The following is a 25,485-nucleotide window of genomic DNA, read 5'->3' as shown; positions in this document are numbered from 1 at the left end:
GTTCGCTCTCGCTCCCTCCGTAACTTGCTCGACTGAGGACGCCACTTCGTGGCGTCCCGTCACAAAATCCTTATCCTTTCCCGACCAAAAGAGAATCATTATGAACCTCATCCTTGATATCATCGACATATCAACTCCCGTTATTCTTCTCAATGACATCGACGCCAGACATATCGGTGTTCTGGAAGGAGACCGGGTCACCATCACCCGCATAAAATCCAAACACACCATTGCCGCCCCTGTCTCCATCACAAAAACCCTCACCAGCCAGGGAACTGCCACCGTATCTCTCGGAACCAACAACGCACTCGACGGAGAAAAAGGGGATGAAATTGAGATCCGTGCGGCCTCCCGTCCCTCCTCCATCGCCTTCATCCGCAAAAAAATGGACGGAGGCAAATTCACCCGCGAAGAAACGGCCGCCATCATCTCCGACATGTCATCCAACGTACTCTCTCCATCTGAGATCACCGCCTACATCACCGCCGCCTACATCAACGGCCTTGACATGGACGAAGTCGAATTCCTCACCCGTGAGATGGTCGCCTCAGGCGAACAGATCACCTTCTCGAAAAAACCCGTCGTCGACAAACACTCCATCGGCGGCGTTCCCGGAAACAAAATCACCCTCCTTGTTGTCCCCATCATCGCCTCAGCCGGTCTCCTCATCCCGAAAACCAGCTCACGTGCCATCACTGGAGCCGGCGGGACCGCCGACCTCATGGAAGCACTCGCTCCAGTCGCTTTTTCGGCATCTGAAATCAAAACAATGACCGAAAAAGCCGGCGGCGTCATCGTCTGGGGCGGATCAACCAACATCGCTCCTGCCGACGACATGATCGTCACCTACGAATATCCGCTCAAAATCGACGCAAGGGGTCAGATGCTTGCAAGCATCATGGCAAAAAAACTTGCCGTCGGATCCGACACCTGCGTAATCGACATCCCGATCGGTCCCGGCACAAAAATCCCTGACGAAGCAGAAGGCCGCATACTTGCAAACGAACTCATCACCCTCGGAAACCGTCTCGGGATCAGAGTGGAATGCGCCGTCACCTTCGGCGGCTCTCCCATCGGCAGAAACATCGGCGTCAACCTCGAAGTCTCCGAAGCTCTCAGCATCCTCGAAGGAAAACGGGGCGCCAACTCCCTTGTCCAGAAAAGTGTCGCCATCGCCGGCATCGCGCTCGAAATGACCGGCAAATCCGGCTCAGGAACCGGCTCGGACGCTGCCTACGACCAGATCAAAAAAGGAAAAGCCCTCAAAAAAATGCTCGACATCATCGACATCCAGGGCGGCGACCCCAAAGTCAAATCGACCGACTTCCCCGTCGGTGAACACACCTTTGTTGTACCTGCAGCTTCAGACGGCTACGTGGTCTCCATCAAAAATCATGCACTCATCAGCATTGCCCGGGCAGCCGGATCCCCGGTAGATCACGGCGCCGGTCTCCATCTCCACAAAAAACCCGGGGAATATGTCAAACGCGGCGAACCTCTCCTCACCATCTACGCCGAACGCGGCTGGCGTCTTACCCGGGCCGTCGAAGAAGCAAGAACCACCTACCCCGTCCTTGTCGAAGGCATGCTTCTCGAACGCATCTCGAGCAACCGATGAACTAATAGGAGTTGACCGCAAAAGATGAATATAATGATAAAGCGTATCCTTGCAGTACTTCTCCTCCTTCTTTTTTTATGCGGTCCCGTCTCCGCCGTCTCCACTACCTTAACGGTAAATGTGTTTGACAACAATGCAAACTACGACCCGGTCAGCGGAGCACACGTCGTCATTACAAAAGGAACGGTCACCAACACCCTCTACACAAATGTCAACGGAGCCGCCCACTTCTCCGAAGTTGAATACGGCGGGGTCTACACCCTCTCAGTTTTCAAATCAGGCTACATCTCCCAGACGAAAACCATCACCATCAGTACAATGCCGAGAAGCGAGTCCGTCTATCTCGTCTCGGAAACACCCGTCTCCATCAAGATCACCGATGAAAACGGCGCAGCGGTCGCCGGAGCGGTAATAAACATAGACGGAAAAGCGTCAGGCACAACCAACAGCGCCGGACTTCTGCACGTCGGCATCGAAAAAGGGTCGTATCACCTGATCGAAGTCACTGCCGGATCGTATGATCCCTACAGTTCATCACAGTACATCGGCACAGACCAGACCTCTCTGACGATACCTCTCACCACCTCCCGGTTAACGCCGCTGATCCTTATCTACAATGAAGCGAAGCTTCCCGTCTCCGGAGCCGCCGTCTATCTCAATAAAAAGATCGCCGCTTACTCGGACTCCTACGGGCGTGCTCAGCTTCCAACCTGCACCTCAGGAAACTATACGCTGACCATTGAAAAAGAGGGATACGTATCAAACGAACAGGCGCTTTATCTCACCTCTGCCGATCCCGATATCATCATCGAACTTGCCTACGCCGTTGTTCCTCTCACGATTCTGGTGACTGCTCATGAAAAACCGGTTTCCGGGGCGATCGTCTACTTCGACAAAACTGCAGCCGGCCTCACCTCCCTCAACGGAACCTACACATCCAACATCAAACCCGGAACAACGCTTGTGCTTTCCGCGTCTGCCGAAGGATACACCGGAACCGATCTCACCTACCTTGTCCGTGCCGATACGGACAACAAAGTCACCCTCACCTTATCGGAGAATCTGCCGACCACGTTCATCGGCATTGCTGCTCTTGGCATCATCATTGTGATCCTTCTCCTGATCCTCGTTACCGCCGGAAAAAGACACCGGACAAAAAAATCCGGAAAATCCCGTTCGCCTGCATCAGGCAGAAAGGATTCACTGTGATATTTTCTATAAACATTATATCTTTGCAAGGGGAATAATACAAACATACAGATGCGGGCGTTACTAATAGGAGTCGGAGGTGCGGGATGCCGGATCGTTGAGACGTTGGCACGTCAGGATGCCAAAAGCGGCGTGAAAAGCGTCCGCTCATATGCCTTTGACTCGGATCGCGATCTCATCAACCGGCTCACCGGGATCCCGGCAGCCAACCGGACCGTATTAACGCCCATCGACCCGGTGAAAGAAGTGTACGATCGCGGTTCTGATTTTGACACCGGGCATCTCGCCAGCTGTTTTCAGGATGCGGGAGTCGACGAAGTCGACGCGATTTTTGTATGTGCCGGACTTGGCGGCAGAATGGCCGAGCTTGTGCCGGATTTTGTCAACCAGCTCAGCGCCGCATTTCCCGATCCGGTTTTTACGATTCTGACCCTTCCTGGAAGAAACGAAGGGATCAAAGTCTCCGCCCATGCCTCCGAGACGCTCGCCGCCATCCGGAAAGTTACGAGCGCTTCTCTGCTCTTCGACAACGAAACCTGGTATACCAAGATCACCCAGGACATCTCCCTCGCTGCGGAAAAGGATCCGGCAGCTTCGAAACCAACGATCGAACAGCTCTACGCCCGGCTGAATGAGGATCTTGCTGCCAGAGTTGGCCTGCTTCTTCGTGCAGGCGAGTTCGGCCTCAGAGGTGTTGAGTCTGCCGAAGTCGTTTTGGATGCCGGAGAGATCCTGAATACTCTCACCGGCATGGATCTGGTATCTATCGGCTATGCTGTGGAAAAACTGCCGACCGCCTGGTCAAGTTTCATGAAACGACTGAGAGTCGAGGAGTATCTCCTCAATGAAGGCCATCTTCGGACCTCCCGTATCGTGGAACTTGCAAAAAAAGCGGTGTATGAGGAGGTCTCGGTCCCCTGCGATCTCACCTCGGCAGAAAAAGCTCTGATCCTCATCTCCGGCCCCTCAAAGGAACTCTCTATGAAAGGATTCCAGACCGTGCGAAAATGGATCGACCGCAGCATTCGCGGGCTTGAGATGCGTGCCGGCGACTATCCGGTCAAATCCACGAAATTTGTTGGTGTCATCATCGTTCTTGCCGGCATACAAAATGTTCCCCGGGTCGCCGAACTTGATGAGATACGGATGGTCTATCAAGCAGAGCAGAACAAAGTCTATGGTTGTGAAGAGATCGAAACATCCGATATCCCTCTTCTGGCAATGGCAAAGGACGAGGTCATCTTCGAAGATGACCTGGTCGATCTTGGACAACTGCCGCAGGGATCGGACGGATATGGGGAACATGGTGATTTTATGGAATATGCAGACGAGGATATTTTTGAAGAACGCATCGCAGTAGAATCTACACCCGACCAGGAGGACGATCTTTTTGAGATCGAGCCGGTGATCATCCGGGCAAAAACTCCGGCAGCGTCCCCTCCCAAAAAACAATCTCCAAAGAAAAAGGATCCGCAGATCGCTGTCGGCGCTGCGAAAAAAACACAAAAGATCGATACCAGCATCCCTCTTCCGAAACGTGACAAGAAGGAGGACGGCGTTCTTTCAGGCAAGGCAAATGTCGGCGGTAATGACAAACCCCGGGAGACGTATGACGGCGGAAAAATTTCTGCGGCCGGACCGGCGAAAAGATCTGAAAGATCGTCATCCGGAGTTCTGGAAGGTTCGGTAATGAAAATGGCTTCTCAGCAGCGCCCGAAGGAGACTGACGGGCAGATCCGGATGGCTGATACCCGGCGCCCGAAGGAAGCGGACGAACAGATCCGGATGTCATCATACACACGCCCTAATGACACCGTCGGATCGGTAAAGGCCGGAAGTTCCAAACGGGCAAAGGATGACTCTGCAGATATTAAAATGTCAAAGACCAGGGTCGCAAAAGATGTCGACCAGCCGATCCGCGTGACCTCGATCCCTCTTCCAAAAAACATCGACGGAAAAGTGGAAGCAAAGAAAAAAAAGCAGATCTGATCTTTTCACTCTTCCAGAACAAATCCTTCTGCTTTTTTCTGTTCAGCGGGTTTAGGTTCCATGTGGATGTGGATCGGACATCCCTCTTCAGCATGTCCGCCGTTTTTGATCACCCATGTAAGAAGCGGGATCAGAAGTTCGCGCAGCTCCCATCCCGTGACGGTCAGATAATATCTGACGGCAGGGGGGCTGGTGTCCAATATTCTGCGGTCGATCAGGTTTCTTTCTTCCAAATCTCTCAGGGTCACCGAAAGGGTTTTTGAACTGACGTTGCCCAGTTCGCGCTTCAGCTCATTAAATCCTGCACACCCTGAGTTTCCTATCACTGCGATGATCATGAGTGCCCATTTTTTACTGATCGTGTCAAGTATTCCATGCATCGGGCAAAAACATACGGTCGTGTGATCAGATTTTTCCAGCTTCTCCATGTGTTCATGATACGATCCGCCCTGTAATAAAAGTAACACTAAGTTTCCAAAAGAAACCCCGGTGTCCAGATGCTTTCACGCGGTCTGTGGTATGAGATGATGGATGAGATTATTTATCCAATAGTATATACTATGATAGAGCAGTATGTTTGAGCAGAGAATATTTGAGACCGATTTTCGGACTGCTTTGTCCGAAGAACTTGATCGCCGGGGTCTAAGCATTCGCCAGCTTTCGGAAATGACCGGGATACCTGCGGTCACCTTGTATAAAATTGCCTCAGGCGAGCGCGATCCACGGCTTTCTACCGTGAAAAAAATCGTTGCAGCCTTCTCTCCCCGTCACGGCAAATTCATCGCATTGATCGCGGCAAAGTTCCTCCTCGACGAGAACGAAGGGGTAAAGATCATAGCAAACGGGACAGAGTACAGGATCAAAGGGTATGCAGCCAACTCTCTTGAAGACTGTCTTATTGTGGCCGTACGAGCACGAAACGACGGGGCAGCCGGCATCATCTGTGCTCCGATCCTTGCCTCTCTTATCGAAAAAATGGTTGATGTTCCCGTAGCGATCCTGAAACCTGATATGCACGCCGTCCTCGGCGCAGCTGAATCCATTGGAAAACGACTCTAAAACAAGAACGCTGAGGGGGAGATTTGAACTCCCGAGAGACTTTCGCCTCACGGGCTTTCCAGGCCCGCGCCCTACCGCTAGACTACCTCAGCATAAAAACTAGCATAAAAGATGTGTTCTCTGCCTTTATTAACTTACTGAGTCGGGCCTGGCGAACACGCGTGTCGATTTCGCGATCAGGCCGGGGCTTCCGCAGACGATCTTGTCCGAATCGAACAGTGAATCAGCAAGCGCGATGAGCATCCCGCTTTGCGTGACCAGAGCAACACTCTGGCCGCGTGAGAATTTTTCCACCGATAAAGCTCCGACGCCGGCGAGCATCGCTCCATTTGCCACTGCTTTTGCTGCGTTGTCTCTTATGACGATCTTCGGGATATCTCCGATCGCCCGTTCCGGCGCAAGGATCATCGCTGCAAGTTTTTCTTTCTCATCCATCTCCACGGCATCTCTTAGTTCATGAAGGGTGTGCGCCTCGTCTGATGAGAACCCGCCGGATTTCGTTCTGCGCAGTTCTACCATCTGGCCTCCGCATCCGAGCACATTGCCGATGTGAACACAGACCGATCTGATATAGGTTCCCGCTTCGCACCGGATCTTTAACAGAACCAGTCTGTCCTGCATGTCGAGTAGTTCGATTCTGTAGATGACCCGTATCCGAAGAGCACGCTTCACTGCCGAGCGTCTGGGTGGTCGCTGATACACTCTGCCGGTGAACTGCTTTACGACCTCTTCAACGCGCTCACGGGGCATATCCGCATGCAGGCGCATACACGCCACATACTCTTTTTCATGCTGAAGCAGAAGGGGGGCGAGCCGAACTGCTTTTCCAAGCATGACAACAAGGACCCCCGAGACCATCGGGTCCAGTGTTCCCGAATGGCCGACATCCGACTTCAGCATTTTGCCGACCCAGGCCGCAACCTGGTGGCTGGTGGGTCCGCGAGGTTTATCGACCAGAATGACCCCCGTGTATCCCATCAGTGGCTCTCCGTCACCAGATAGGCATTCAAAGCTTTCAGTGTCCCTTCGATCGACCCGTCTCCTATTACGGAAGGGGCATCCCCCCCGTACATCATCTCGTGTGCTGTTTCTTCACCGATTGCCATCTGAATGATATTTTCCATTTTTGGAAGTATGGCCAGTCTGAATGCCACAGGACTCGTGAATAAAATCGCCCCGACTCCTGTCAGGTCCATGACTTCATCCGTCTTCTCAACATCATAGCATTTGTATTCTGCAGGTATCCCTCCTGCCCGCTGTATGTCTGCGGTAAGTTTCGGATAGGTGTTTCCTGCTCGCGGGATCCCGATCTTTTTTCCGCGGATCCAACGATCAAGGTACATCACGAGGTCTTTTGTGTAGAAAAACGGCAGCATCTCTGCAGCGAGACCGATATTATGCAGAATTCTTGCGGTTTGCGGTCCGTTCCCTATTATTCTGACCCTGGATGCGATTTTCGGGTCGATACAGGGCCCAAGTTTTTCTGCGACATATGCATTCGGGAAAAAGACGGCGTCGAACTCCTCCTCATTTGCAGCTTTGAGGAACTTGCCGATGACCTCCAGATCTTTGACCGGTTTTATGGGTGATACAACCTTTGCTTTATGGTTGTATCTTTCACAAAGGGCAGCGTCCTCTAAAGCCCCCGTATGACGGGTTATGGCGATTAACATATATGAGATTATTGGACTGTTAGGTTTAATAGGCGTTGTGTATAAATCACTAGTATGCTGGGTGTTGTTGCCGGATTTTTCACAGGTGTCACCCTGGGCATTATCGCAGGTTTTGTGCCCGGCATCCATTCAAACACCCTCGCCGGGCTTCTCGCGGCATGCTCAGTGCCTCTTATCGTTGTATTCGGCATCGATGGCATCTCTGTGATGATCGTGTCGATGATGGTGGTTTATACGTTTGCTGACATTCTTCCGTCCACTTTTTTGGGCGTTCCCGATCCGGACACCGTACTTTCCGTGCTTCCTGCTCACAATCTCTGTCTTATGGGAAACGGCGAAGAGGCGGTCAGAGTTTCAGCTCTTGGCAGTCTGTGGGGTTTTGTCTTCTGTCTTCCGTTATTTGCTCTCTTTATGATCTTCCTTCCCTCGGTTCAGGAGTATGTCGACTGGGGCGTTGGTCTTGTCATCCTGCTTGCAGCCGGACTTCTGATCGTATTCAGCAAAGCTCCTTCCTGGTCCTTTGCCGTTTTTCTTGTGTCCGGTCTTCTTGGCATATATGCAATGCGTTTTTCCTACTTTTCCTTCGGCGTCTTTGGCATAGGTGAGATCCTGCTCCCGCTATTGACCGGTCTTTTCGGGATCCCTGTTCTTCTTACGTCGATGAGGGCTCTGTCAAAACCTGCCGAGCAGACATTTTCCGGACTTATGATCTCACAGGGATCGATCATTGGAAACGGTATCAAAGGCGCTTTCGCCGGAGCGATCGTCGGCTGGCTTCCCGGATTTTCAAGCGGTACCGCGAACGCTCTGCTCGCGGTCAGAAGAAGTTCGGAAAAGATGGATCCGCGCGAGTATCTTGTATCAACATCTGCAGCGAATACGGCAAATGCCGTTTTGGGTCTTGCCGCTTTGTATGCTTTGGGGAGGATGCGTTCGGGGGCTATGGTCACGCTTGCCTCTTTCGATCTTCCGTCGGTATATCTGCTGGTCCTGGCAGCCGGCGCCGCTGCTTTGGCCGGCTATCTCGTCACGGTCTCCTCCTCGAAACTCAGCCGTGTGATCATGCATCTGGATCAGAAGATCATTGCCCGTGGCGTCTTGCTCTTTCTTGTGGGGATGACAGTGATCTTTTGCGGTCCCTTCGGCGTTTTGATCCTGATATTATCCACGCTAGTGGGTCTAGTCCCAGGTATGGCCGACATACCGAGGATATTTTGTATGGGGGCGATCATGCTGCCGGTGATGCTGTTTACGCTCGGGATCCTAAATTTTTGATTTGACCACGCCAAAACTGTCCTGATAATTGCCGTTGTACGCACTTTCCACTTCCCCCTCTACGGTATGGATAAGCATCTGAACGACCCGCATACCTTTGGTGACAGGGATATCCTCTGGTCCGCAGTTAGCCATACAGAGCGTCAGATTCCCTCGAAATCCCGGGTCGATATAGCCGGCGCCAAGCACAACACCTTTTCTTCCAAAAGAGGATCTTCCCCAGAGGGTCGCACAGAGATCTTTTGGGAGACTGACAAACTCCATCGTCGGAACAAGGGTAAGCTGACCTTTTTTCATGATGATATCCTCGGCACTTCTGAGATCATAGGATGAAGGCTGAAGAGATTCTTCAGCAAACGGATCTATGCCCAGTGTCCCGTCTTTGATGCGTGTCCTGATTATCGATGAAGAAAGAACCATATATGATAATACGCACCGGACGCAAATATAATATGAGACTCTGGACTTGTAGGGTAGTGGATATCCTTTCGGGCTTCGAACCCGAAGAACCGGGTTCGATCCCCGGCAGGTCCGTTCCGTTCATAGAGAGCGCATACAAAAAGCCCTGTTTTTCGCATTTTTTTCTGATCGTAGAGAAATGGCCGGAATTCTGCCGCAAATCCCTCTTTTAAATCAGAATATATTTAAGCAGAGGAGAGCAATTTTAACGTGAGGTGTAAAGAACTATGACTTATGGAATTGAGTTTGTTCCAGGAAACGTAAATGTCAAGCAGGTAGTTAACTTCTGCCAGCTCGCAGAGAGCAAAGACATTGACTTTGCATGGATTACCAACCACTACAACAACCGCCACTGTTACCCGGTCTTAACCGCAGTAGCACAGGCAACGACCTCTCTTAAGATGGGTCCGGGTATCATGAATGCATTCACTGACACTCCGGCAGCAATGGCATCCTTTGCCTGCACTCTTAACGAGATCTCCGATGGACGTGCAACCCTCGGTATCGGCCCAGGTGACCTGTCCACCCTTCCGAAACTGGCAATCCAGCCGGAAAAGCCGGTCGCAAGACTCGGTGAAGCAATCGACCAGATCCGCGCACTCTGCAGCGGTGCAGAAGTTAAGAAAGACGGCAAACAGTTCTTCGACTACGATGGTGCCAAACTTACCGGTGTTACACTCCCAGGCAAGAAAGGTATCCCAATCTATGTCGGCGCACAGGGACCCAAAGTTCTTGAGCTCGCAGGACTGAAAGGCGACGGTGCACTTATCAACGCATCCAACCCCAAAGACTTCGCAGTCGCAATCCCAATCATCAAAGCCGCATGCGACTCTGTCGGCAAGAAGGGATTCGATGTTGGAGCATACACTGCACTCTCCATCGACAAAGATGAGAAGAAAGCAAAGAAGGCAGCAAAGATCGTCGCAGCATTCATTGCAGCAGGATCTCCCGAAGCACTTCTTCTCCGCCACGGTCTCGACCTTGCAAACGTAGCAAAGATTAAGGACGCACTGTCCCGCTTTGACTTCGGTGCAGTCGGCGGACTTGTAACTGACAAAGAAATTGAAGCATTCACCATCTGCGGTACCCCAGACACTATCCGCCAGAAGTGCGATGACCTTACCGCCGCAGGCGTTACGCAGATCATCTTCGGTTCCCCGCTCGGACCCGACATGACGACCTCGATCCGCCTCCTCGGCAAGATTATGTAAACTCGGCACTGCCGATTTTACCCTTTTTCTTTTACAATTTTCCCGGAGATCATTTTACAGATTTTTCCCGTGAGTGTCCGCTCAGCTTTCGGATTTTTTACGAAAAGACTCTTGATGTATGCGTTAATTTTCGCTATTCCTCAGATTTCATTTAAAAATGCTCAACTGCATTCCAGTCAGCAAGGTCTCAAGTATCTTTCATTCATCCAAAACCCTGATATAACGTCAGTGGTATATTGAATAAGGTATTCTACTGATAGGTCATCTGCCTTTCAAAGGATAATAACCATACAATCCGTGAGTGTTCATGACAGAAAATCGTTCAAAACTTAACAAGGAACTTGCACAGATGCTGAAAGGAGGCGTGATCATGGATGTCACCTCGCCGGAGCAGGCTAAGATCGCAGAGGATGCAGGAGCCTGTGCTGTTATGGCTCTGGAGCGTATCCCTGCTGATATTCGTGCCGCCGGGGGAGTTTCCCGTATGAGCGACCCGAAGATGATCAAAGGTATCCAGAAGGCGGTATCGATCCCCGTTATGGCAAAGGTCCGGATAGGACATTTTGTCGAAGCGCAGATCCTGGAAGCTATCGAGATCGACTACATCGATGAAAGTGAAGTCCTCTCCCCCGCAGATGATCTCCATCACATCGACAAAACCCGGTTCAATGTTCCTTTTGTTTGCGGCGCCCGTGATCTTGGCGAGGCTCTCCGCCGTGTCGCCGAAGGTGCAACGATGATCAGGACCAAAGGCGAGGCAGGTACCGGCGACATCGTCCAGGCCGTTCGTCATATGCGCACATTGAACAGTGAGATCCGCCGTGTCGTCAGCCTTCGTGAGGATGAACTCTACGTTGCGGCAAAAGATATGCAGGTCCCTGTCCATCTTCTGCAGTATGTTCATGAAAACGGCAAACTTCCGGTAGTCAACTTTGCCGCCGGCGGTGTTGCCACGCCTGCAGACGCTGCACTCATGATGCAGCTTGGCGCCGAGGGTGTATTTGTCGGCTCAGGTATCTTCAAATCAGGCAATCCGGCTAAGCGTGCAGCAGCTGTAGTAAAGGCTGTCACGAATTACAATAATCCGGCAATACTTGCCGAACTCTCCGAAGATCTTGGTGAGGCGATGGTCGGCATCAACGCTGATGAGATCTCCATCCTGATGGCGGAACGGGGAAAATAACGTTATGAGGATCGGTGTTCTGGCACTTCAGGGTGCATTCATCGAACACATCAGGATGCTGGAAAGTCTGGGTGCCGAGACGTTTGAGATTCGCAATATCTCCGATCTCAAAGAAAGACCGGATGGTCTGATCCTTCCAGGGGGGGAGAGCACGGTCATGTCAAAACTCCTCCAGGACCTTGGGCTTTATGAGAAGCTTCGTTCACTCATATTGTCCGGCACTCCGGTAATGGGCACCTGCGCAGGTCTGATCCTGCTTGCAAAATATGTTGAGGGCGGCCGTCCCTCTCTTGCAACGATGGACATTACAGCTGTACGGAATGCTTACGGCCGGCAGCTTGGCAGTTTTGAAACATATGCGCCGTTTGCCGAAACCGGAGATATTCAGATGACCTTCATACGTGCGCCGGTGATAACCGCCCCTGGCAAAAATGTGGTCGTGCTTGCCCAAGTTGATGGAAACATCGTCGCCGCTCGCGAAGAAAATCAGCTTGTCCTGTCATTCCATCCGGAGCTCGGAAAAGATCCCGCCGTCCATCGGTATTTCATCAACATGATCTCAGGCAATGCCTGATCTTTTTTTTTTAATTTCTTCCTGCTGTTGAATAAGGGATTATATTATTTACATATGGGGGCGGGTTTTTTTTATTCCCGCTCCCTGATCCAAAAAGAAAAATGGTAAAATTGGGATGTCCGATTTACTCGGGCTTGCTGATAAGGGCGACCTTGGAGACGATCTCACCGGTCTTCTTGTGCGGCTTGCGGATAACGCCGTCGCATCCCTTCTCGAGTTCACGTGCCTGATCGCAAAGATCTGCTGCTGCACGCATCATTTCGTGTGCGGAGGTGACGATTGGTACGTAGTCTGTCCACTCTTTGGTCATGAAACAGCCTTTGACGTTTACACCTGCAACTGCTGATGCGATCTCGTATGCTGCACGTGCTTTTGCCAGTGCATAGGGGTTTGTGAACTCGCCTTTGGTGGAGTTGTCAGAGTTCAGAACAAGTTTCGGGAGTTCGATCTCTGCACCCTTCTTGCCTGCTTTCACCTGGTCGATTACTTTGTCAAGCTCCATCTGGAGTTTGCGGAATGCACCGGTGAGGGCAAGGACCTTAACGAGGTTGCCGTTGTAGTCTGCCATCTCGACTGGGTCGAGGAATTCGCGGCGGGCGCCGATCATTGCGTCTGCTTTGACGATGATGTAGCCAAAGCCGGATGCCTTGAGTGCTTCCCAGCCTTCTTTCTTGGTCGTGACATCGTCAGTGATGACGATGGTCGGGATACCTGCTGCTTTCAGGTCCTCGCGTGCGCCGACTGGTCCTTCGAGAACTCCGTTCGGGGAAACAACGATTGCGAAGTCAGGCTGCCATGCTTTCAGGTTTGAAACGACACGGTCAACATCTTCCTTCTGCAGTTTGGTTCCGGAAGTCGCCATGAATGTCATCATGTCTTCACGGTCTGCACGCTCATCTAAAAGCAACTCTGCCATAACACCTGATGCGATGTTACCGAGTTTTGCAACTCCTACCTTAACTACCATATTTGATACACCTCTCATTTTGAAATGAGAACATCAGTTTATCGACGAGAATCAATATAAGGTTTGTGAATGGCATTGCCCTCAAACCAAATAATCGTGATTTCGGCCTGTTCACATCTATCAGAATCAAATGCTTAGGTATTTTTACTATGGCTCCTCTACAGTATGTGGGAATAATCGGGTTCTCACGTAATTTTTGTGAAATCCGGGCTGTAATCTTCTCTCTTTGTCTGCGCGTACTGTTATTGGACATCCGTTTCTTAGGAATGTTTAATCAAATCATTTATAGTTAATCAGGTTGAATTAATACTGATGAAAGATACACTTCTTACTGACCGCCAGAAGGAAGTCATACGATACCGGAAACAGGGTATGACGCAGCAGCAGATCGCCGACCGACTTGGCACATCCAAGGCCAACATATGCACGATCGAAAAATCCGCGAATGAAAATATCCGCCGGGCAAAAGAAACTCTTGAGTTTTTGTACACGCTTGATGCGACTGAATTATGTGTTCTTCCCGAAGGTACTGATCTGATGGAAGCTCCCAAGATAATCTATGTGTCGGCTGCCCCTCTCAATATCAAGATCAGGTATGATACACTTGCTCTGATCAACCGTATCTCTTCATATATGCCGGAGAAGATCAAGGGCCGGCACGTCAAAGAGGACATCATCGTTTATCTGAATAATGAAGGCGATCTCTACTTCGGCTAATAATCCTCCTCTCTTCGGTTGTAATGCGCCGTGTCTCTCCCTCTCTCTCATGGCTGTCGGTCGAAACGGTGTGACGTGTATCTTCTAGTTGCTCCGTACCATTTCTTTTTTTTTGATTTCTCTTAGCCATACAACAATTTATATTCTCTCTCCTCCAATAACATAGGAGCCTTCAATAGGCTGATATCAGCACAATCTGCTGAATGAGGATATCCAGTTGGTATGAAACAATCGTGGTTTCACGTTTGTTTTGTAATTGTGTAACTCTGAACGGGTAATTCCGTGGCAGACGTTAAGACCTACAATAGGTCTGATCAGATGCGCCGGGCGAACGTCTCTAAGATGTGCCCTTTCCTGGACGTCAGGAAGCGTATCGGAAGTCAGGTTCTCTTTCGTGAGACTTGGAAATCGCAGTATCATTACTGCAACTCGGGTAAATGAACAGATAAGACGTTATCGTGTTCATAATCGGATATCCCGCAAGGAATCTCAATTGCATGCAAAGCAGAGCTTTGCAGGCCTTCACACGTTGGAATACACGTGGGTTGAACTCCCGTCTTTCCGTCCAATGTGTCACACACTCTCTGCCTCTCGGGCGCAGACCGGGTGTGTCAAACACAGAGACTGACAAATTGCGTCCCGCGGGTCGATTCCTGAATTCTTGGGAAGCCGGCGGTGAAAGAACGGCTGTCATATTGATGACAACCACAGCAGACGTCTTCTTTGCATAATGCAAGAGAAGGCACTAAAGGATTGATTAATAAATGAGAACAGTGAGACCCCGCGCAGGGTCCCTTGCATACTATCCCCGTAAACGGGCCAAGGGTATTGTACCAAAGTACCAGTCCTGGCCTGAATACAACGGACAGCCCATGCTCCAGGGATTTGCAGGCTATAAAGCCGGTATGACCCATGTGATCATGATCGACGATCACAAGAAGAGTCCGACTGAAGGTAAGGAAGTAATGGTTCCCGTGACCGTTATCGAGATCCCCGCCATGAGCGTTGCCGCCATTCGTGTTTACGTCAAAGATACCTATGGCAAACACCCGCTTACCGAAGTCTGGGCAGAAAACCTCGAAGCACTCTCCGGCAGAATCACCAAAGCAAAGACCAACAACGCTGCAAAAGCAACGGAAAAAATCAATGCTGCAATTGGCGATGTTGTCGAAGTAATGGTGCTCATGTACACCAAACCGACTGAACTGACCGGTATCCCAAAGAAGGTCCCCGACCTTATGGAGATCCGTGTTGCAGGCGGCAGTGCACAGGAACGTTTTGACTATGCTCTTTCCATCCTTGGAACCGATGTCGATATGAAATCTCTCTTAAGTGAGGGCCAGTTCGCTGACATCACCGGTATCACCAAAGGAAAAGGATTCCAGGGTGCAGTCAAAAGATTCGGCATCACCCTTCGTAAGAGAAAACACGCAAGAACCAAGAAGGAAAGACACATCGGAACTCTTGGTCCATGGACTCCCCACCACGTCCGCTGGCAGGTACCAATGCCCGGTCAGATGGGTTTCCAGCAGCGTACTGAGTTCAACAAACGCATCATCAAGATCGGTGAGAACGCAGATGAAATCAACCCGGCCGGAGGCTTCCTCCACTATGGTCTTGTCCGTAACAACTACGTCCTGATCAAAGGAAGCATCCCCGGACCGGCAAAACGCCTTGTCAGAATCCGGTCTGCGACCCGCATGGGTGAACAGAAGATTCAGGCACCGGTTGTGGAATATGTCAGTCTTCAGAGCAAGCAGGGGTGAAATGACCGATGAAAGCAAATGTAAAAGCAATTAACGGCTCAGTCCTCCATGAAATTGAACTTCCGGCCGTCTTCGATGAAGCATACCGCCCGGACCTTATCAAAAGGGCCATTCTCGCTTACCAGAGCGAACAGTACCAGCCGCACGGTGCAGATCCGTATGCAGGTCTGCGCACCTCTGCAGTAGGTTGGGGATCCAAACGCGGTGAAGCTAAGATCCCGCGTATCAAAAACGGAAGCCGTGCTGCAAAAGTACCGAACGTAAAAGGCGGTCACCCGGCACACGCACCCAAAGCAGAGAAGATCCTTGTTGAGAAGATCAACAAGAAAGAGAAAGCAAAGGCAATCCGCTCAGCCATTGCAGCTACCGTCAACACCGAACTTGTCGCCGCCCGCGGTCACAAATTCGAAGGCGAAGCAGCAATTATCGTTGATGATTCCTTTGAGCAGATCGCCAAGACCGCTGAAGTCAAGCTCGCCCTTATGGCACTTGGACTTGGAGCTGACCTTGAGCGTGCAAGACTTTCCAGAAATATCCGTGCCGGCCGCGGAAAGACACGTGGACGCAAATATAAGCAGGCAAAGTCTGCTCTTATCGTGACGTCCGGTGAATTCCTTGCAGGCGCCAATATCGCAGGAGTCGACTGCGTCCCCGTCAATGCACTGAACATCAATGTTCTTGCACCCGGAGCCGACGCCGGCAGACTGACCGTCTGGACCGAAGCTGCAATCAAGAAGTTCGGGGAGGCCTAATCATGACACTTGCACACCCCCTCGTAACAGAAAAAGCCATGGTTCTTTTAGAGAACACAAACCAGCTCTCCTTCATCGTTGAAAAGGAAGCCGGCAAAGCATCCATCAAGGCAGCAATGGAGAAGAACTTCGGTAAGAAGATCGTCTCGATCAACACCATGATGACCTCTAAAGGAAACAAGAAGGCAGTCATTACCTTCGAAGAGAAAAACGCCGCTGAAGAAATCCTTTCTCAGCTCGGAATCGTGTAAGGTGAGATAAATGGGACACAGAATCAGTACACAGTCACGTGGAAAAGGCGGTCCAACCTACCGCGCCCCGTCGCACCAGTATAAAGCAGAGCTCAAGCACTTTGGCTCCGCACTTCAGACTGTTCGTGCAACCGTCATCGACATCGAGCACGATCCGGCCCGTCACACGCCGATCGCCGTCGTGAAAATCGAAGGTAAGATCGCTGAAAAGAAAGAATACGCACTGATCACCGAAGGTGTCGGTATTGGCCAGGAACTTGTATGGGGACCTGAAGCCACTGTCGAAAACGGCAACTCGTTACCGCTTTCAGCAATCCCGACCGGAGTTGCCGTCTGCAACATCGAAGCACGCCCCGGAGACGGCGGCAAATTCGTTCGTTCAAGCGGTGTCCAGGCTGTTATCATCGGAAAATCCGCTGGTAAAGTCGGTGTCAGAATGCCTTCAGGAAAACCCAAATGGTTCAATGAAGCATGCCTTGCAACCGTCGGCCTTGTAGCTGGCGGAGGACGCGGCGACAAACCGATCCTGAAAGCAGGTAAACAGTATCACAAGATGAAAACCTCGGCAACCCGCTGGCCAAGAACCCGTGGTGTCGCAATGAACGTCATCGATCACCCATTCGGTGGTGGAGGACATCAGCACCCAGGTAAACCAAAGACCGTTGCCCGTGGAGCATCACCCGGTAGAAAAGTCGGATCCGTTGCAGCACGGAGAACCGGATACCGGAGGTGAACGTAAATGGCAAAGAAAACTACTAAGAGAATGCCAAAGCGGCGAGAGGAATACACCTATCACGGCTTCAATATCGAGCAGCTCAAAGCCATGTCCATGGACGAGCTTCTTGCTATTATGCCCAGCGGCGCACGCAGAAAGGTCCTTCGCGGATTTACCCGTGATGAAGAGGACGTTCGCGCGAAGATCGCTGAAGGTGACGGTGTAAGAACCCACAGCCGTTCAATGATTATCCTCCCCGAAATGGTCGGCAAGAATGTTGCCATCTACTCCGGTAAGGAGTTCGTTAACGTAGAGATCCCGGTCGAAGGAGTTTTCCACTACTTTGGAGAGTTCGCTCTGACCCGTAAGAAAGTTACCCACGGAAGTGCCGGTATCGGTGCAACCAAGTCGAGTAAGTATGTTCCGTTGAAGTGATTGTTATGGCAAGAACAGAATACAGCAACAAACTTACCGGCGACAACATCGCCCGTGCCAAAGCGAACGAACTTGGCTGCTCACCAAAGCATGCTATTGAAATCGCTCACCTTGTCCGTAATATGATGGCAGACGACGCAGTTGCCTACCTTGAACAGGTCATCGACCTCAAGCGCGCAGTGCCGTTCCACCGTTTTAACAGAAACGTCAGCCACCAGAAGAGCTTAAACGGCAAAACCTTCGGAACCGCAGCCGGCAGATACCCTGTCAAGGCAGCCGCAGAATACGTCCGTTTAATCCGCTCCGCACAGAAAAATGCAGAATATGCTGGTCTTGCACCGGAAAAGATGGTCATCATCCACGCCGCTGCAAACAAAGGCCGCTGCATGAAAGGAATCTTCCCCCGTGCAATGGGCAGAGCTACTCCCAAACACAGAGATTCCGTCAACGTTGAACTCATCCTCCGCGAGGTACAGTAAGTATGACAATCGAAAAGAAATTCGTTGCAGACGGTGTCCGCAAAGTCAGAGTCGAGCAGTACCTTAACAAGGAACTCAAACGTGCAGGCTACGGAGGTATGGACATCGTCCGGACCCCTGTCGGCACCCAGGTCACGATCTTTGCAGAGAAGCCCGGTATCGTTATCGGTAAAGGCGGTAAACTGGTTCGCCAGCTGACCTCTGACCTCAACACTGTCTACGGCATCGAGTCGCCCCAGGTCGAGGTCCAGCAGGTCGCAAACCCGAACCTCAACGCGCAGATCATGGCAGAACGCCTTGCAAACGCACTTGAACGCGGATGGTACTTCCGAAAGGCCGGCACCTCCGTAATCCGCCGTGTCATGGACTCAGGCGCTCTTGGCTGTGAAGTCATCATCGCAGGAAAACTGACCGGTGCCCGTGCACGTGTCCAGAAGTTCGTCGAAGGCTACATCAAACACTCCGGTGAACCTTCAGAGTCGATCGTTGAGAAAGGCTACGCAACTGCTATCAAGAAGCTCGGTATCATCGGTGTCCAGGTCAAGATCGTTCCCCCGGGAGCAAAACTTCCTGATCAGTTTGAGATCCGTGCCGATGCAGCTCCTGCTCCGGCACGTGTTGTTGAGACCGATATCTTTGAAGAGTTCGATGCAGAACTTGCAGCCGAACCCGAACCTGAATTTGTTGAGGAGGTCTGAACATGGCTATCTTCAGAGCAAAAGAAGTCGCCCAGTTTTCCGATGCTGAATTAGTCGAGAATGAGCAGAAACTCAAGATCGAACTGATTCAGAACTATGGAAAAGTCAGCGCCGGTGGTGCACCGGAAAACCCCGGAAAGATCCGGGAAGTTCGCAGAACTATCGCACGTATCAAGACTGAACAGACCAAACGTCAGGCATAAGTCTCGTCTATGATCACTCCGCAGAATATACTCAGACACGAACTCATCGGTCTTTTTGTATCTGTGGAGTCTTCACCGAACATGGTTGAAGAAGGGCTATCCGGTGTCATCGTCGATGAGACCAGAAACACTCTTCGGATCCACACAGGGAATGGCATTAAGTGCTTGGAGAAACAACGTAAGTTACTCCGGGTGACCCTCCCGGACAGTGTTCAGGTGATAATAGACGGCAATGCTTTGTCTGTTTCTCCAACGCGGCGCGTAAGTATGCGCGTAAGCCCATATCGCAAGGTATGAGCGAGACATGAGGGTTAATATGGCAAAAAATATCGGCTTAAATGTCGCAGTCCCGGAAAAGGATTGTGACGATGTAAATTGTCCGTTTCACGGCAGCTTACCGGTGCGCGGCCAGGTGATTACCGGTAAGGTCGTAAGCGAACGAATGCAGGGAACTGTTGTCGTGGAGAGGAACTTTCTTCATAAAGTCCAGAAATATGACAGATATGAGAAACGCAGTTCCAGAATCCACGCACACATGGCTCCATGCCTTGACGCCAAAATCGGCGACGAGGTAAAGATTGCAGAGTGCAGACCACTGAACAAAACGACCTCCTATGTAGTTGTCGAGGTGACTAAGGAATGAGAGGCTTAACGTCCAAAATTCCGCGCGCACTTCAGACCGGCTCAAAGATGGTTTGTGCAGACAACACGGGCGCCCGTGTTGTACAGATTGTTTCCGTCTTCGGTTACCACGGTGTCAAAAACCGGCAGCCCAAGATGGGACTTGGAGACCTTGCGACCGTCACGGTCAAGAAAGGAACTCCGGACATGAAAAGAAAGCTCGTGAGAGCAGTCGTTGTCCGTCAGAAGAAGGAATTCCGTCGCCCGAACGGCCTCAGAGTCTCCTTCGAAGAGAACGCAATGATCCTTCTGAACGAAAACGGCGATCCGCGCGGAACCGACATTAAAGGCCCGGTTGCCCGTGAAGTTGCCGAACGTTTCCCCAAGGTAGGATCAATGGCAACCATCATTATCTAAGGTGAAAACATGGCACGTATTTCAAGCACTCAGCCAAGAAAGCAGCGGAAGTTCCGGTATAATGCTCCGATTCACATTCGTGGTGCATTCTTACACTCACCTCTCGCAAGCGATCTTCGCGAAAAGTATGGAAAGCGCAGTTTCCGTGTTGTTACCGGCGATACTGTCAAAGTACTTCGTGGTGAATTCAAAGGAATCGAAGGCGTTGTTGACGGCGTAGACGTCAAAAACACCAAGGTCCTTGTTCACGGAGTTTCTGTCAAGAAAGCCAACGGCGAAGATGTCCCAAGACCACTCGATCCGTCCAAGATAATGATCACCAAACTCAACACCAAAGATGCAAAGCGTGTTGCACGTCTTGAGGTGAAGGCATAATGACCCGAACCAAGAGAATGACTGCACCGGATGCATGGCAGATCGCCAGAAAAGAAAGCAAGTATGTCGTCAGCACCTCAAGCGGTCCGCACGACGGCTCGGCTCTTCCGATCGGCGTCTGGCTCCGCGACCACATGCAGTTTGCATTAAACACCAAAGAAGTCAGAAAGATTCTGCACGACCGTCAGGTTGTCCTGAATGGCCACATCGTAACCGATGAACACATCGGAATCGACGTCTTTGACATCATCAGCTTCCCGAAAATCGACAAGCACTACATGATCCTTGTCGACGAGAAGGGACGCCACAATGAATATGAGATCTCCGCGGATGCAGCAAAGATCCAGCTCGTTAAAGTTGCCAGCAAAACCACCATCAAAGGCGGCAAGACACAGATCAACTTAACCAGCGGTGCAAACTTCATCGGTGAAGACACCTGCAAAGGCAAAGACTCACTCGTCATCGGCATCACCGGCGACGACCGTTTCGCCGTTCAGCAGCACTTCCCGTATGCAGTCGGCAACATGGTCGTAATCATCGGCGGACAGCACACCATGAAGACCGGAAAGCTTGCGGAAATCCTTACTCAGGACTCCTCACTGCCGAACCGTGTTGTCATTGAAGATGCCAACGGCGACAAATTTGAGACCATTGAAGACTATGTCTACATGATCGGAACCACCGAGTCCTTCCTGAAAACCTGGGGTGTTGACGCATGAGTGATATGCAGACCCCGTTCGTTGCAAAAGTCGTCGTCCACATGGGCGTCGGCGAAGCAGGTGAGCGTCTCGTCAATGCCGAGAATATCATGGCCGATCTGACGAAAGGTGCAAAACCGATTCGTTCCTATGCCAGAAATACGCTTCCGGCATTTGGTATCCGCAAAGGACAGCCGATCGGATGCAAAGCCACTCTTCGCGGCAAGAAGGCAATGGACTTCCTCGAGATGGCCCTCAAAACCTACGCTGTGGAAAATGTTCTCCACACCCGTCAGTTTGATGTGACCGGCAACTTTGGTTTCGGTATCGAAGAACACACCGACTTCCCGGGCCAGGCATATGACCCGAAGATCGGTATCTACGGTATGGATATCATCGCTGTCATCGAAAAGAAAGGAACCAGAACCGCACGCAGAAAAATCCAGCAGAAGAAACTCAACAGCAAACTTCGGATGTCTCGTGAAGAGTCCATGAAGTTCGTTACTGAGACCTTCGGCATTGAGGTGGAGTAACATGGCAGCAAAAGACAACGGCAAAGTCCAGCAGAAAAAGTATGGCCGCGGTGCAAACCAGTGCCAGCTTTGCGGACGTAAGCAGGGACTTGTGCGCAGATACAACATTTACTTCTGCCGTCAGTGCTTCCGCGAATGGGCACCCACCATGGGCTTTAAGAAGATGAACTAAGAGGTGAAGGAGAATGACAAAACAGAATCCTATCGCAGACGCAATGAGCGCTATCAAGAATGCCGGTGACACTGGTAAACTTGCAGTGACCGTTGAACCGGCAAGCCGCCTCTTTGGTGACATGCTTAAGGTCATGCAGGAATATGGCTACATCACCGGCTTTGAGAAGATCGACGACGGAAGAGGCGGTCAATTCCAGATTGCTCTCTCCGGCGGCATCAACAAATGCGGTGTAATCACGCCGCGTTTCTCGGTGAAAGTTGAGGACCTCGAGTCCTGGGAAATCAGATACCTTCCGGGAAAGGGCTTTGGAATTATGATCCTGACCACTTCCAAGGGTGTAATGTCCCACGAACAGGCACGTAAGCTCGGCATCGGCGGCGAGCTTTTAGGATACGTCTTCTGAGGAGTGAAAACAATGGCAGAATTGATTTTCGAAATCCCGGAAGGCGTAACGATCACCAAAACCGGTGATTTCGTTACCGTAAAGGGATCCAAAGGCGAACTTACCCGCACAATGTACCACCCTGCGATCAGTATCACTATCGCAGACGGTTCGGTCACGCTTGTAAGTACTTCCGCAAGACGCAGTGTGTATGCACTGCTCGGAACCTACAAAGCACACCTTGGTGTCATGAGCAAAGGCGTATCCGAAGGCTACGAATACCATATGAAAATTGTGTACAACCACTTCCCGATCCAGGTCAAGGTTGCCGGCGACAAACTCGAGATCGGCAACTTCCTTGGTGAGAAGCAGGCACGGTATGCAAACATCGTAGAAGGTGTCAAAGTCAAAGTCCAGGGCGATGAACTGATCTTAACCGGTATCAACCGTGAGACGATCGGCAACACCGCAGCAAATGTCGAACAGGCATGCAAGGTCAGAAACCGTGACCCGCGTGTGTTCCAGGACGGCATTTACATTACCAGCAGAGGCAACTAACATGGCGAGTGAAATCAAGAAACTTATCCAGGCTCGTGGAGCTAAGAAGTCATCCCGCTTTGCACGCCAGTGCCTTCAGGCTAAAGTAAAACTGGCAGACAGCTGGAGAAGACCAAGAGGTCTCCACAGCAAACAGCGTAAGGATTACCGTGCAAAGGGTGCACACCCGGAAGCAGGTTTCGGAGCACCGAAAGCAGTCCGCGGATTCCATCCAAGCGGATACCGCGAAGCTCTCGTCTTTACTCCGGCTGAGCTCAGCACCATCGATCCGGCAACCACCGCAGTACGCATCGGCGCAACTGTCGGCGGTGCAAAACGCAGCGTTATCCAGAACAAAGCAGCTGAACTCGGTATCAAGATCCTGAACCCGAAGGAAGCAAAAGTTGCCGTTACACCGGCTGCAAAACCTGCAGAAGAGGTGAAAGCAGATGAGTGATCTCGCATCCCAGCGCAGAATCGCTGCATCCGTTCTTGACTGCGGTGAAAACCGTGTATGGTTCAACCCGGAAAAACTCTCAGAAATCCAGAATGCAATGTCCCGTGAGGATATCCGCAATCTCATTGATGAGGGTGCGATCTCTTCCCACCAGAAGAAAGGCATCTCCCGCGGACGCGTCCGGGCCCGTATGGTCAAACGTTCCTACGGACACGGAAAAGGTCCGGGACGCCGGAGCGGTGCAAAAGGCGCCAGAACTCCGTCCAAGACCCAGTGGATCAAAAAGATCCGTGCCCAGCGTAAAGAACTCCGTGCTCAGCGCGAAGCAGGATCCATCACACCGACCGAATACCGCAGACTTTACCGTCGTGCAGCAGGCGGTCAGTTCCGTAACGTCGCTCACATGAAAACACAGGTTGAGCTCGTAACCTCCAGGAGGGAGTAAACAATGGCAATTAATGGAAGATATTTCGTTCAGTTCAGAAGACGCCGTGAAGGCAGAACTGATTACTACCAGCGCCAGCGTTTAATCGTTTCTGGTAGAAACCGTATGGTTGTCCGTAAAACAAACCGCCACATCATCATCCAGCTCATCGCAGCCCAGATGGACGGCGACTACACCCTCGTTCACGTCAACAGCCGTGACCTGGTAAACTACGGATACAAAGGATACCTCGGAAACACCCCTGCCGCATATCTCACCGGTATGCTGTTTGCAGTTCGTGCCCAGAAAGCCGGTTACGAAGGCGGAATCGCAGATCTCGGTCTGCAGGTCGCATCGACCGGTGCACGCGTGTTTGCTGCAATCAAAGGTGCAGTTGAAGCAGGTTTCGATGTCCCGGTAGGAGAATCGATCCTTCCGGACGATGACCGCTGCAACGGCGCCCACATCGCTGAATACGATGAGCGCTTTGGTGACCTCGTTGAAAATGTCGAGGCAACTAAAGACGCAATTATGAAGGAGCTGGAGTAATATGGCTTACGAGCAGGAAGTATGGGTTCCAGTAACCGGTCTTGGCAAAAAAGTCATGGCAGGCGAATTTGCAAGCTTCGATGAGATCCTTGCAAGCGGACAGCCCATCAAAGAGGCAGGTATTGTTGACGCAATGCTTCCCGATCTTGTTGACGAAGTCCTCTGTATCGATATGATGCAGCGTATGACTGACTCCGGACGTCGTATTAAGTTCAGAGCTGTGGTCGTCATCGGCAACAAGAATGGTTACGTCGGTTTTGGTCAGGGCAGAGATGTCCAGGTCGGAACTGCAATCAAGAAAGCAATCACAAATGCAAAACTGAACATGGTCAAAGTCCGCCGCGGATGCGGTTCATGGGAATGCGGCTGCGGTATGAAACACTCTGTACCAATGCAGGTCACCGGTAAAGCCGGCTCTGTCACCGTCACTCTCAAACCCGCTCCGAAAGGAATCGGTCTTGTGACTGGTGATGTTGGTAAGAAAGTACTTACCCTTGCAGGAATCCAGGATGTCTGGGTTTACACTAGTGGAAACACCAGAACTACCCTGAACTATGCAAAGGCAACCTTCAATGCACTTCGTGAATCGAATATGATTCGTATCGGAGGGCGCAAATAATGTATGCTGTCGTTCAGGTTCGCGGTGTGGTCAATACCCGCCGTGACATCAAGGAAACCCTGAAGATGCTCCGTCTTCACCACATCAACCACTGTGTTCTTGTGCCTGAGACCCCCGAGTACCTCGGTATGATCCGGAAAGCAAAGGATTTCATTGCCTTCGGTGAAGTTGACGCTGCCACACTGGCAACTATCCTCACCACCCGTGGAAGACTTACGGGTAACAAACCGCTCACCGAAGAGTATGTGAAAACTGCAACCTCCTTTGGAAGCATTGCAGATTTCGCCGCTGCTCTTGTCAACGGTGAGATCCGTATGAAAGATGTCCCCGAACTGAAGCCGGTGCTTCGTATGCACCCGCCAAGAAAGGGATACAAGACCACGAAACGCACGTATACCCAGGGCGGCGCCCTTGGTTATTACGGTACGGAGATCAATGATCTTCTGATCAAAATGAGGTAATAAG

At 51.2% G+C, this 25,485-nt stretch carries 36 protein-coding genes and 2 tRNA genes; 32 read left to right on the top strand and 6 right to left on the bottom strand.

Annotated features, from left to right (window positions below):
• Window positions 1-100 precede the first annotated feature (100 nt).
• Genes H575_RS01500 through H575_RS08830 form a run of 3 tightly spaced genes read left to right on the top strand, consistent with a single transcriptional unit; the run spans window position 101 to window position 4,816 of the window.
• Entirely contained in the window at window positions 101-1,618 is a 1,518-nt protein-coding gene (locus tag H575_RS01500) for an AMP phosphorylase (RefSeq protein WP_042696757.1), read from the top strand.
• 33 nt (window positions 1,619-1,651) lie between these two features.
• Window positions 1,652-2,827, top strand: coding sequence for a hypothetical protein (locus H575_RS01495; protein WP_042696753.1), 1,176 nt, complete (start codon window positions 1,652-1,654; stop codon window positions 2,825-2,827).
• A 51-nt stretch (window positions 2,828-2,878) separates the two neighbouring features.
• Window positions 2,879-4,816: a tubulin/FtsZ family protein gene (locus H575_RS08830; RefSeq protein WP_052319894.1), complete on the top strand. Its 1,938-nt coding sequence runs from the start codon at window positions 2,879-2,881 to the stop codon at window positions 4,814-4,816.
• Between the two features lie 5 nt (window positions 4,817-4,821).
• Here the strand turns inward: H575_RS08830 and H575_RS01485 are convergent, their stop codons facing one another.
• On the bottom strand, window positions 4,822-5,283 hold the full coding sequence (locus tag H575_RS01485) for a winged helix-turn-helix transcriptional regulator (RefSeq protein ID WP_245554478.1): 462 nt from the start codon (window positions 5,281-5,283) through the stop codon (window positions 4,822-4,824).
• Window positions 5,284-5,389: 106 nt separating this feature from the next.
• On the opposite strand from H575_RS01485, the gene H575_RS01480 reads away from it, so the two are divergent.
• A complete protein-coding gene (locus tag H575_RS01480; protein ID WP_042696748.1) occupies window positions 5,390-5,875 on the top strand; it encodes a helix-turn-helix domain-containing protein in 486 nt (161 codons plus the stop codon).
• A gap of 8 nt (window positions 5,876-5,883) precedes the next feature.
• On the opposite strand, the gene H575_RS01475 is transcribed toward H575_RS01480, so the two are convergent.
• The 3 genes from H575_RS01475 to H575_RS01465 form a co-directional block, all read right to left on the bottom strand.
• A tRNA-Ser gene (locus H575_RS01475) sits at window positions 5,884-5,967 on the bottom strand.
• Between the two features lie 37 nt (window positions 5,968-6,004).
• The gene (locus H575_RS01470) at window positions 6,005-6,853 is read right to left on the bottom strand and encodes an RNA-guided pseudouridylation complex pseudouridine synthase subunit Cbf5 (RefSeq protein ID WP_042696746.1); all 849 of its coding nucleotides are present in this window, start codon (window positions 6,851-6,853) and stop codon (window positions 6,005-6,007) included.
• Complete coding sequence (locus H575_RS01465; protein ID WP_042696744.1) at window positions 6,853-7,548, bottom strand: uroporphyrinogen-III synthase; 696 nt, start codon at window positions 7,546-7,548, stop codon at window positions 6,853-6,855. Before H575_RS01465 ends, H575_RS01470 begins: the two co-directional genes overlap by 1 nt.
• A gap of 54 nt (window positions 7,549-7,602) precedes the next feature.
• Here H575_RS01465 and H575_RS01460 point away from each other — a divergent pair, with 54 nt between their 5' ends.
• On the top strand, window positions 7,603-8,823 hold the full coding sequence (locus H575_RS01460; protein ID WP_042696742.1) for a tripartite tricarboxylate transporter permease: 1,221 nt from the start codon (window positions 7,603-7,605) through the stop codon (window positions 8,821-8,823).
• On the opposite strand, the gene dcd is transcribed toward H575_RS01460, so the two are convergent.
• Entirely contained in the window at window positions 8,812-9,243 is a 432-nt protein-coding gene (gene dcd / locus H575_RS01455; RefSeq protein ID WP_042696739.1) for a dCTP deaminase, read from the bottom strand. The genes H575_RS01460 and dcd overlap by 12 nt on opposite strands.
• Before the next feature lie 42 nt (window positions 9,244-9,285).
• Here dcd and H575_RS01450 point away from each other — a divergent pair.
• From H575_RS01450 to pdxT, 4 genes are all read left to right on the top strand, one after another.
• Window positions 9,286-9,357, top strand: a tRNA-Arg gene (locus H575_RS01450).
• 152 nt (window positions 9,358-9,509) lie between these two features.
• Window positions 9,510-10,493, top strand: a complete 984-nt coding sequence (locus tag H575_RS01445; RefSeq protein ID WP_042696737.1) for a 5,10-methylenetetrahydromethanopterin reductase — start codon at window positions 9,510-9,512, stop codon at window positions 10,491-10,493.
• A 307-nt stretch (window positions 10,494-10,800) separates the two neighbouring features.
• Window positions 10,801-11,676 (top strand): pyridoxal 5'-phosphate synthase lyase subunit PdxS, encoded by an 876-nt coding sequence (gene pdxS / locus H575_RS01440; protein WP_042696736.1) that lies wholly within the window; start codon window positions 10,801-10,803, stop codon window positions 11,674-11,676.
• Window positions 11,677-11,680: 4 nt separating this feature from the next.
• On the top strand, window positions 11,681-12,250 hold the full coding sequence (gene pdxT / locus H575_RS01435) for a pyridoxal 5'-phosphate synthase glutaminase subunit PdxT (protein ID WP_042696734.1): 570 nt from the start codon (window positions 11,681-11,683) through the stop codon (window positions 12,248-12,250).
• Window positions 12,251-12,374: 124 nt separating this feature from the next.
• Here pdxT and H575_RS01430 read toward each other — a convergent pair whose 3' ends face one another.
• Window positions 12,375-13,217: a F420-dependent methylenetetrahydromethanopterin dehydrogenase gene (locus tag H575_RS01430; protein WP_042696732.1), complete on the bottom strand. Its 843-nt coding sequence runs from the start codon at window positions 13,215-13,217 to the stop codon at window positions 12,375-12,377.
• Between the two features lie 312 nt (window positions 13,218-13,529).
• On the opposite strand from H575_RS01430, the gene H575_RS01425 reads away from it, so the two are divergent.
• The 23 genes from H575_RS01425 (at window position 13,530) to H575_RS01315 (ending at window position 25,481) form a co-directional block, all read left to right on the top strand.
• On the top strand, window positions 13,530-13,934 hold the full coding sequence (locus tag H575_RS01425; protein ID WP_042696730.1) for a Tfx family DNA-binding protein: 405 nt from the start codon (window positions 13,530-13,532) through the stop codon (window positions 13,932-13,934).
• A 764-nt stretch (window positions 13,935-14,698) separates the two neighbouring features.
• Window positions 14,699-15,700 carry a 50S ribosomal protein L3 gene (locus H575_RS01420; RefSeq protein WP_042696729.1) on the top strand — a complete coding sequence of 334 codons (1,002 nt, stop codon included), beginning with the start codon at window positions 14,699-14,701 and terminating at the stop codon, window positions 15,698-15,700.
• Window positions 15,701-15,708: 8 nt separating this feature from the next.
• Window positions 15,709-16,452, top strand: coding sequence for a 50S ribosomal protein L4 (gene rpl4p / locus H575_RS01415; protein WP_042696727.1), 744 nt, complete (start codon window positions 15,709-15,711; stop codon window positions 16,450-16,452).
• A gap of 2 nt (window positions 16,453-16,454) precedes the next feature.
• The gene (locus H575_RS01410; RefSeq protein WP_042696725.1) at window positions 16,455-16,703 is read left to right on the top strand and encodes a 50S ribosomal protein L23; all 249 of its coding nucleotides are present in this window, start codon (window positions 16,455-16,457) and stop codon (window positions 16,701-16,703) included.
• Window positions 16,704-16,713: 10 nt separating this feature from the next.
• Window positions 16,714-17,436: a 50S ribosomal protein L2 gene (locus tag H575_RS01405; RefSeq protein ID WP_042696724.1), complete on the top strand. Its 723-nt coding sequence runs from the start codon at window positions 16,714-16,716 to the stop codon at window positions 17,434-17,436.
• Window positions 17,437-17,442: 6 nt separating this feature from the next.
• Window positions 17,443-17,853: a 30S ribosomal protein S19 gene (locus H575_RS01400; RefSeq protein ID WP_042696722.1), complete on the top strand. Its 411-nt coding sequence runs from the start codon at window positions 17,443-17,445 to the stop codon at window positions 17,851-17,853.
• Window positions 17,854-17,858: 5 nt separating this feature from the next.
• Complete coding sequence (locus tag H575_RS01395) at window positions 17,859-18,332, top strand: 50S ribosomal protein L22 (RefSeq protein WP_042696720.1); 474 nt, start codon at window positions 17,859-17,861, stop codon at window positions 18,330-18,332.
• A 2-nt stretch (window positions 18,333-18,334) separates the two neighbouring features.
• A complete protein-coding gene (locus H575_RS01390) occupies window positions 18,335-19,030 on the top strand; it encodes a 30S ribosomal protein S3 (RefSeq protein ID WP_042696718.1) in 696 nt (231 codons plus the stop codon).
• A 2-nt stretch (window positions 19,031-19,032) separates the two neighbouring features.
• Window positions 19,033-19,233 carry a 50S ribosomal protein L29 gene (gene rpmC / locus H575_RS01385; protein ID WP_011832467.1) on the top strand — a complete coding sequence of 67 codons (201 nt, stop codon included), beginning with the start codon at window positions 19,033-19,035 and terminating at the stop codon, window positions 19,231-19,233.
• 9 nt (window positions 19,234-19,242) lie between these two features.
• On the top strand, window positions 19,243-19,530 hold the full coding sequence (locus H575_RS01380; RefSeq protein ID WP_042696716.1) for a ribonuclease P protein component 1: 288 nt from the start codon (window positions 19,243-19,245) through the stop codon (window positions 19,528-19,530).
• A gap of 19 nt (window positions 19,531-19,549) precedes the next feature.
• Window positions 19,550-19,876 carry a 30S ribosomal protein S17 gene (locus tag H575_RS01375; protein ID WP_042696715.1) on the top strand — a complete coding sequence of 109 codons (327 nt, stop codon included), beginning with the start codon at window positions 19,550-19,552 and terminating at the stop codon, window positions 19,874-19,876.
• Window positions 19,873-20,271, top strand: coding sequence for a 50S ribosomal protein L14 (locus H575_RS01370; protein ID WP_042696713.1), 399 nt, complete (start codon window positions 19,873-19,875; stop codon window positions 20,269-20,271). The genes H575_RS01375 and H575_RS01370 overlap by 4 nt, the downstream gene beginning before the upstream one ends.
• A gap of 9 nt (window positions 20,272-20,280) precedes the next feature.
• Window positions 20,281-20,646 (top strand): 50S ribosomal protein L24, encoded by a 366-nt coding sequence (gene rplX, locus H575_RS01365; protein WP_042696712.1) that lies wholly within the window; start codon window positions 20,281-20,283, stop codon window positions 20,644-20,646.
• Window positions 20,646-21,365, top strand: a complete 720-nt coding sequence (locus tag H575_RS01360) for a 30S ribosomal protein S4e (protein WP_042696711.1) — start codon at window positions 20,646-20,648, stop codon at window positions 21,363-21,365. Before rplX ends, H575_RS01360 begins: the two co-directional genes overlap by 1 nt.
• Window positions 21,362-21,877, top strand: a complete 516-nt coding sequence (locus H575_RS01355) for a 50S ribosomal protein L5 (protein ID WP_042696710.1) — start codon at window positions 21,362-21,364, stop codon at window positions 21,875-21,877. Before H575_RS01360 ends, H575_RS01355 begins: the two co-directional genes overlap by 4 nt.
• A 1-nt stretch (window position 21,878) precedes the next feature.
• Window positions 21,879-22,049, top strand: coding sequence for a 30S ribosomal protein S14 (locus H575_RS01350; protein ID WP_011832473.1), 171 nt, complete (start codon window positions 21,879-21,881; stop codon window positions 22,047-22,049).
• Window positions 22,050-22,062: 13 nt separating this feature from the next.
• The gene (locus tag H575_RS01345; RefSeq protein ID WP_042696707.1) at window positions 22,063-22,455 is read left to right on the top strand and encodes a 30S ribosomal protein S8; all 393 of its coding nucleotides are present in this window, start codon (window positions 22,063-22,065) and stop codon (window positions 22,453-22,455) included.
• Between the two features lie 12 nt (window positions 22,456-22,467).
• Window positions 22,468-22,992 carry a 50S ribosomal protein L6 gene (gene rpl6p / locus H575_RS01340; RefSeq protein ID WP_042696705.1) on the top strand — a complete coding sequence of 175 codons (525 nt, stop codon included), beginning with the start codon at window positions 22,468-22,470 and terminating at the stop codon, window positions 22,990-22,992.
• A gap of 1 nt (window position 22,993) precedes the next feature.
• On the top strand, window positions 22,994-23,428 hold the full coding sequence (locus H575_RS01335; RefSeq protein ID WP_042696703.1) for a 50S ribosomal protein L32e: 435 nt from the start codon (window positions 22,994-22,996) through the stop codon (window positions 23,426-23,428).
• Window positions 23,421-23,873: a 50S ribosomal protein L19e gene (locus H575_RS01330; protein WP_042696701.1), complete on the top strand. Its 453-nt coding sequence runs from the start codon at window positions 23,421-23,423 to the stop codon at window positions 23,871-23,873. The genes H575_RS01335 and H575_RS01330 overlap by 8 nt, the downstream gene beginning before the upstream one ends.
• Window positions 23,874-23,876: 3 nt before the next feature.
• A complete protein-coding gene (locus H575_RS01325; RefSeq protein WP_042696700.1) occupies window positions 23,877-24,401 on the top strand; it encodes a 50S ribosomal protein L18 in 525 nt (174 codons plus the stop codon).
• A gap of 1 nt (window position 24,402) precedes the next feature.
• On the top strand, window positions 24,403-25,020 hold the full coding sequence (locus H575_RS01320; protein WP_042696698.1) for a 30S ribosomal protein S5: 618 nt from the start codon (window positions 24,403-24,405) through the stop codon (window positions 25,018-25,020).
• Window positions 25,020-25,481 carry a 50S ribosomal protein L30 gene (locus tag H575_RS01315; protein WP_042696696.1) on the top strand — a complete coding sequence of 154 codons (462 nt, stop codon included), beginning with the start codon at window positions 25,020-25,022 and terminating at the stop codon, window positions 25,479-25,481. Before H575_RS01320 ends, H575_RS01315 begins: the two co-directional genes overlap by 1 nt.
• Window positions 25,482-25,485 lie beyond the last annotated feature (4 nt).

The organism is Methanocorpusculum bavaricum DSM 4179, assembly GCF_000430905.1.
Lineage (GTDB): Archaea > Halobacteriota > Methanomicrobia > Methanomicrobiales > Methanocorpusculaceae > Methanocorpusculum > Methanocorpusculum parvum.
The sequence above is the reverse complement of the archived record's forward strand: the minus strand, read 5'-3'. Positions and strand labels throughout refer to the sequence as shown.

Excerpts from the sequence above, each read along its gene's own strand:
- H575_RS01410 (WP_042696725.1), top strand. The coding sequence starts at position 16,455 with ATGACACTTGCACACCCCCTCGTAACAGAAAAAGCCATGGTTCTTTTA.
- H575_RS01350 (WP_011832473.1), top strand. The coding sequence starts at position 21,879 with ATGGCAGCAAAAGACAACGGCAAAGTCCAGCAGAAAAAGTATGGCCGC.
- pdxS (WP_042696736.1), top strand. The coding sequence starts at position 10,801 with ATGACAGAAAATCGTTCAAAACTTAACAAGGAACTTGCACAGATGCTG.
- H575_RS01320 (WP_042696698.1), top strand. The coding sequence starts at position 24,403 with ATGGCTTACGAGCAGGAAGTATGGGTTCCAGTAACCGGTCTTGGCAAA.
- H575_RS01480 (WP_042696748.1), top strand. The coding sequence starts at position 5,390 with ATGTTTGAGCAGAGAATATTTGAGACCGATTTTCGGACTGCTTTGTCC.
- H575_RS01355 (WP_042696710.1), top strand. The coding sequence starts at position 21,362 with ATGAGTGATATGCAGACCCCGTTCGTTGCAAAAGTCGTCGTCCACATG.
- H575_RS01430 (WP_042696732.1), bottom strand. The coding sequence starts at position 13,217 with ATGGTAGTTAAGGTAGGAGTTGCAAAACTCGGTAACATCGCATCAGGT.
- H575_RS08830 (WP_052319894.1), top strand. The coding sequence starts at position 2,879 with ATGCGGGCGTTACTAATAGGAGTCGGAGGTGCGGGATGCCGGATCGTT.
- H575_RS01420 (WP_042696729.1), top strand. The coding sequence starts at position 14,699 with ATGAGAACAGTGAGACCCCGCGCAGGGTCCCTTGCATACTATCCCCGT.
- H575_RS01380 (WP_042696716.1), top strand. The coding sequence starts at position 19,243 with ATGATCACTCCGCAGAATATACTCAGACACGAACTCATCGGTCTTTTT.
- H575_RS01360 (WP_042696711.1), top strand. The coding sequence starts at position 20,646 with ATGACCCGAACCAAGAGAATGACTGCACCGGATGCATGGCAGATCGCC.
- H575_RS01425 (WP_042696730.1), top strand. The coding sequence starts at position 13,530 with ATGAAAGATACACTTCTTACTGACCGCCAGAAGGAAGTCATACGATAC.
- H575_RS01335 (WP_042696703.1), top strand. The coding sequence starts at position 22,994 with ATGGCGAGTGAAATCAAGAAACTTATCCAGGCTCGTGGAGCTAAGAAG.
- H575_RS01370 (WP_042696713.1), top strand. The coding sequence starts at position 19,873 with ATGAGAGGCTTAACGTCCAAAATTCCGCGCGCACTTCAGACCGGCTCA.
- H575_RS01465 (WP_042696744.1), bottom strand. The coding sequence starts at position 7,548 with ATGTTAATCGCCATAACCCGTCATACGGGGGCTTTAGAGGACGCTGCC.
- dcd (WP_042696739.1), bottom strand. The coding sequence starts at position 9,243 with ATGGTTCTTTCTTCATCGATAATCAGGACACGCATCAAAGACGGGACA.
- H575_RS01470 (WP_042696746.1), bottom strand. The coding sequence starts at position 6,853 with ATGGGATACACGGGGGTCATTCTGGTCGATAAACCTCGCGGACCCACC.
- H575_RS01375 (WP_042696715.1), top strand. The coding sequence starts at position 19,550 with ATGGCAAAAAATATCGGCTTAAATGTCGCAGTCCCGGAAAAGGATTGT.
- H575_RS01400 (WP_042696722.1), top strand. The coding sequence starts at position 17,443 with ATGGCAAAGAAAACTACTAAGAGAATGCCAAAGCGGCGAGAGGAATAC.
- H575_RS01395 (WP_042696720.1), top strand. The coding sequence starts at position 17,859 with ATGGCAAGAACAGAATACAGCAACAAACTTACCGGCGACAACATCGCC.
- H575_RS01405 (WP_042696724.1), top strand. The coding sequence starts at position 16,714 with ATGGGACACAGAATCAGTACACAGTCACGTGGAAAAGGCGGTCCAACC.
- H575_RS01345 (WP_042696707.1), top strand. The coding sequence starts at position 22,063 with ATGACAAAACAGAATCCTATCGCAGACGCAATGAGCGCTATCAAGAAT.
- rpl6p (WP_042696705.1), top strand. The coding sequence starts at position 22,468 with ATGGCAGAATTGATTTTCGAAATCCCGGAAGGCGTAACGATCACCAAA.
- H575_RS01390 (WP_042696718.1), top strand. The coding sequence starts at position 18,335 with ATGACAATCGAAAAGAAATTCGTTGCAGACGGTGTCCGCAAAGTCAGA.
- H575_RS01330 (WP_042696701.1), top strand. The coding sequence starts at position 23,421 with ATGAGTGATCTCGCATCCCAGCGCAGAATCGCTGCATCCGTTCTTGAC.
- H575_RS01500 (WP_042696757.1), top strand. The coding sequence starts at position 101 with ATGAACCTCATCCTTGATATCATCGACATATCAACTCCCGTTATTCTT.
- H575_RS01445 (WP_042696737.1), top strand. The coding sequence starts at position 9,510 with ATGACTTATGGAATTGAGTTTGTTCCAGGAAACGTAAATGTCAAGCAG.
- H575_RS01495 (WP_042696753.1), top strand. The coding sequence starts at position 1,652 with ATGATAAAGCGTATCCTTGCAGTACTTCTCCTCCTTCTTTTTTTATGC.
- pdxT (WP_042696734.1), top strand. The coding sequence starts at position 11,681 with ATGAGGATCGGTGTTCTGGCACTTCAGGGTGCATTCATCGAACACATC.
- rplX (WP_042696712.1), top strand. The coding sequence starts at position 20,281 with ATGGCACGTATTTCAAGCACTCAGCCAAGAAAGCAGCGGAAGTTCCGG.
- rpl4p (WP_042696727.1), top strand. The coding sequence starts at position 15,709 with ATGAAAGCAAATGTAAAAGCAATTAACGGCTCAGTCCTCCATGAAATT.
- H575_RS01460 (WP_042696742.1), top strand. The coding sequence starts at position 7,603 with ATGCTGGGTGTTGTTGCCGGATTTTTCACAGGTGTCACCCTGGGCATT.
- H575_RS01315 (WP_042696696.1), top strand. The coding sequence starts at position 25,020 with ATGTATGCTGTCGTTCAGGTTCGCGGTGTGGTCAATACCCGCCGTGAC.
- rpmC (WP_011832467.1), top strand. The coding sequence starts at position 19,033 with ATGGCTATCTTCAGAGCAAAAGAAGTCGCCCAGTTTTCCGATGCTGAA.
- H575_RS01325 (WP_042696700.1), top strand. The coding sequence starts at position 23,877 with ATGGCAATTAATGGAAGATATTTCGTTCAGTTCAGAAGACGCCGTGAA.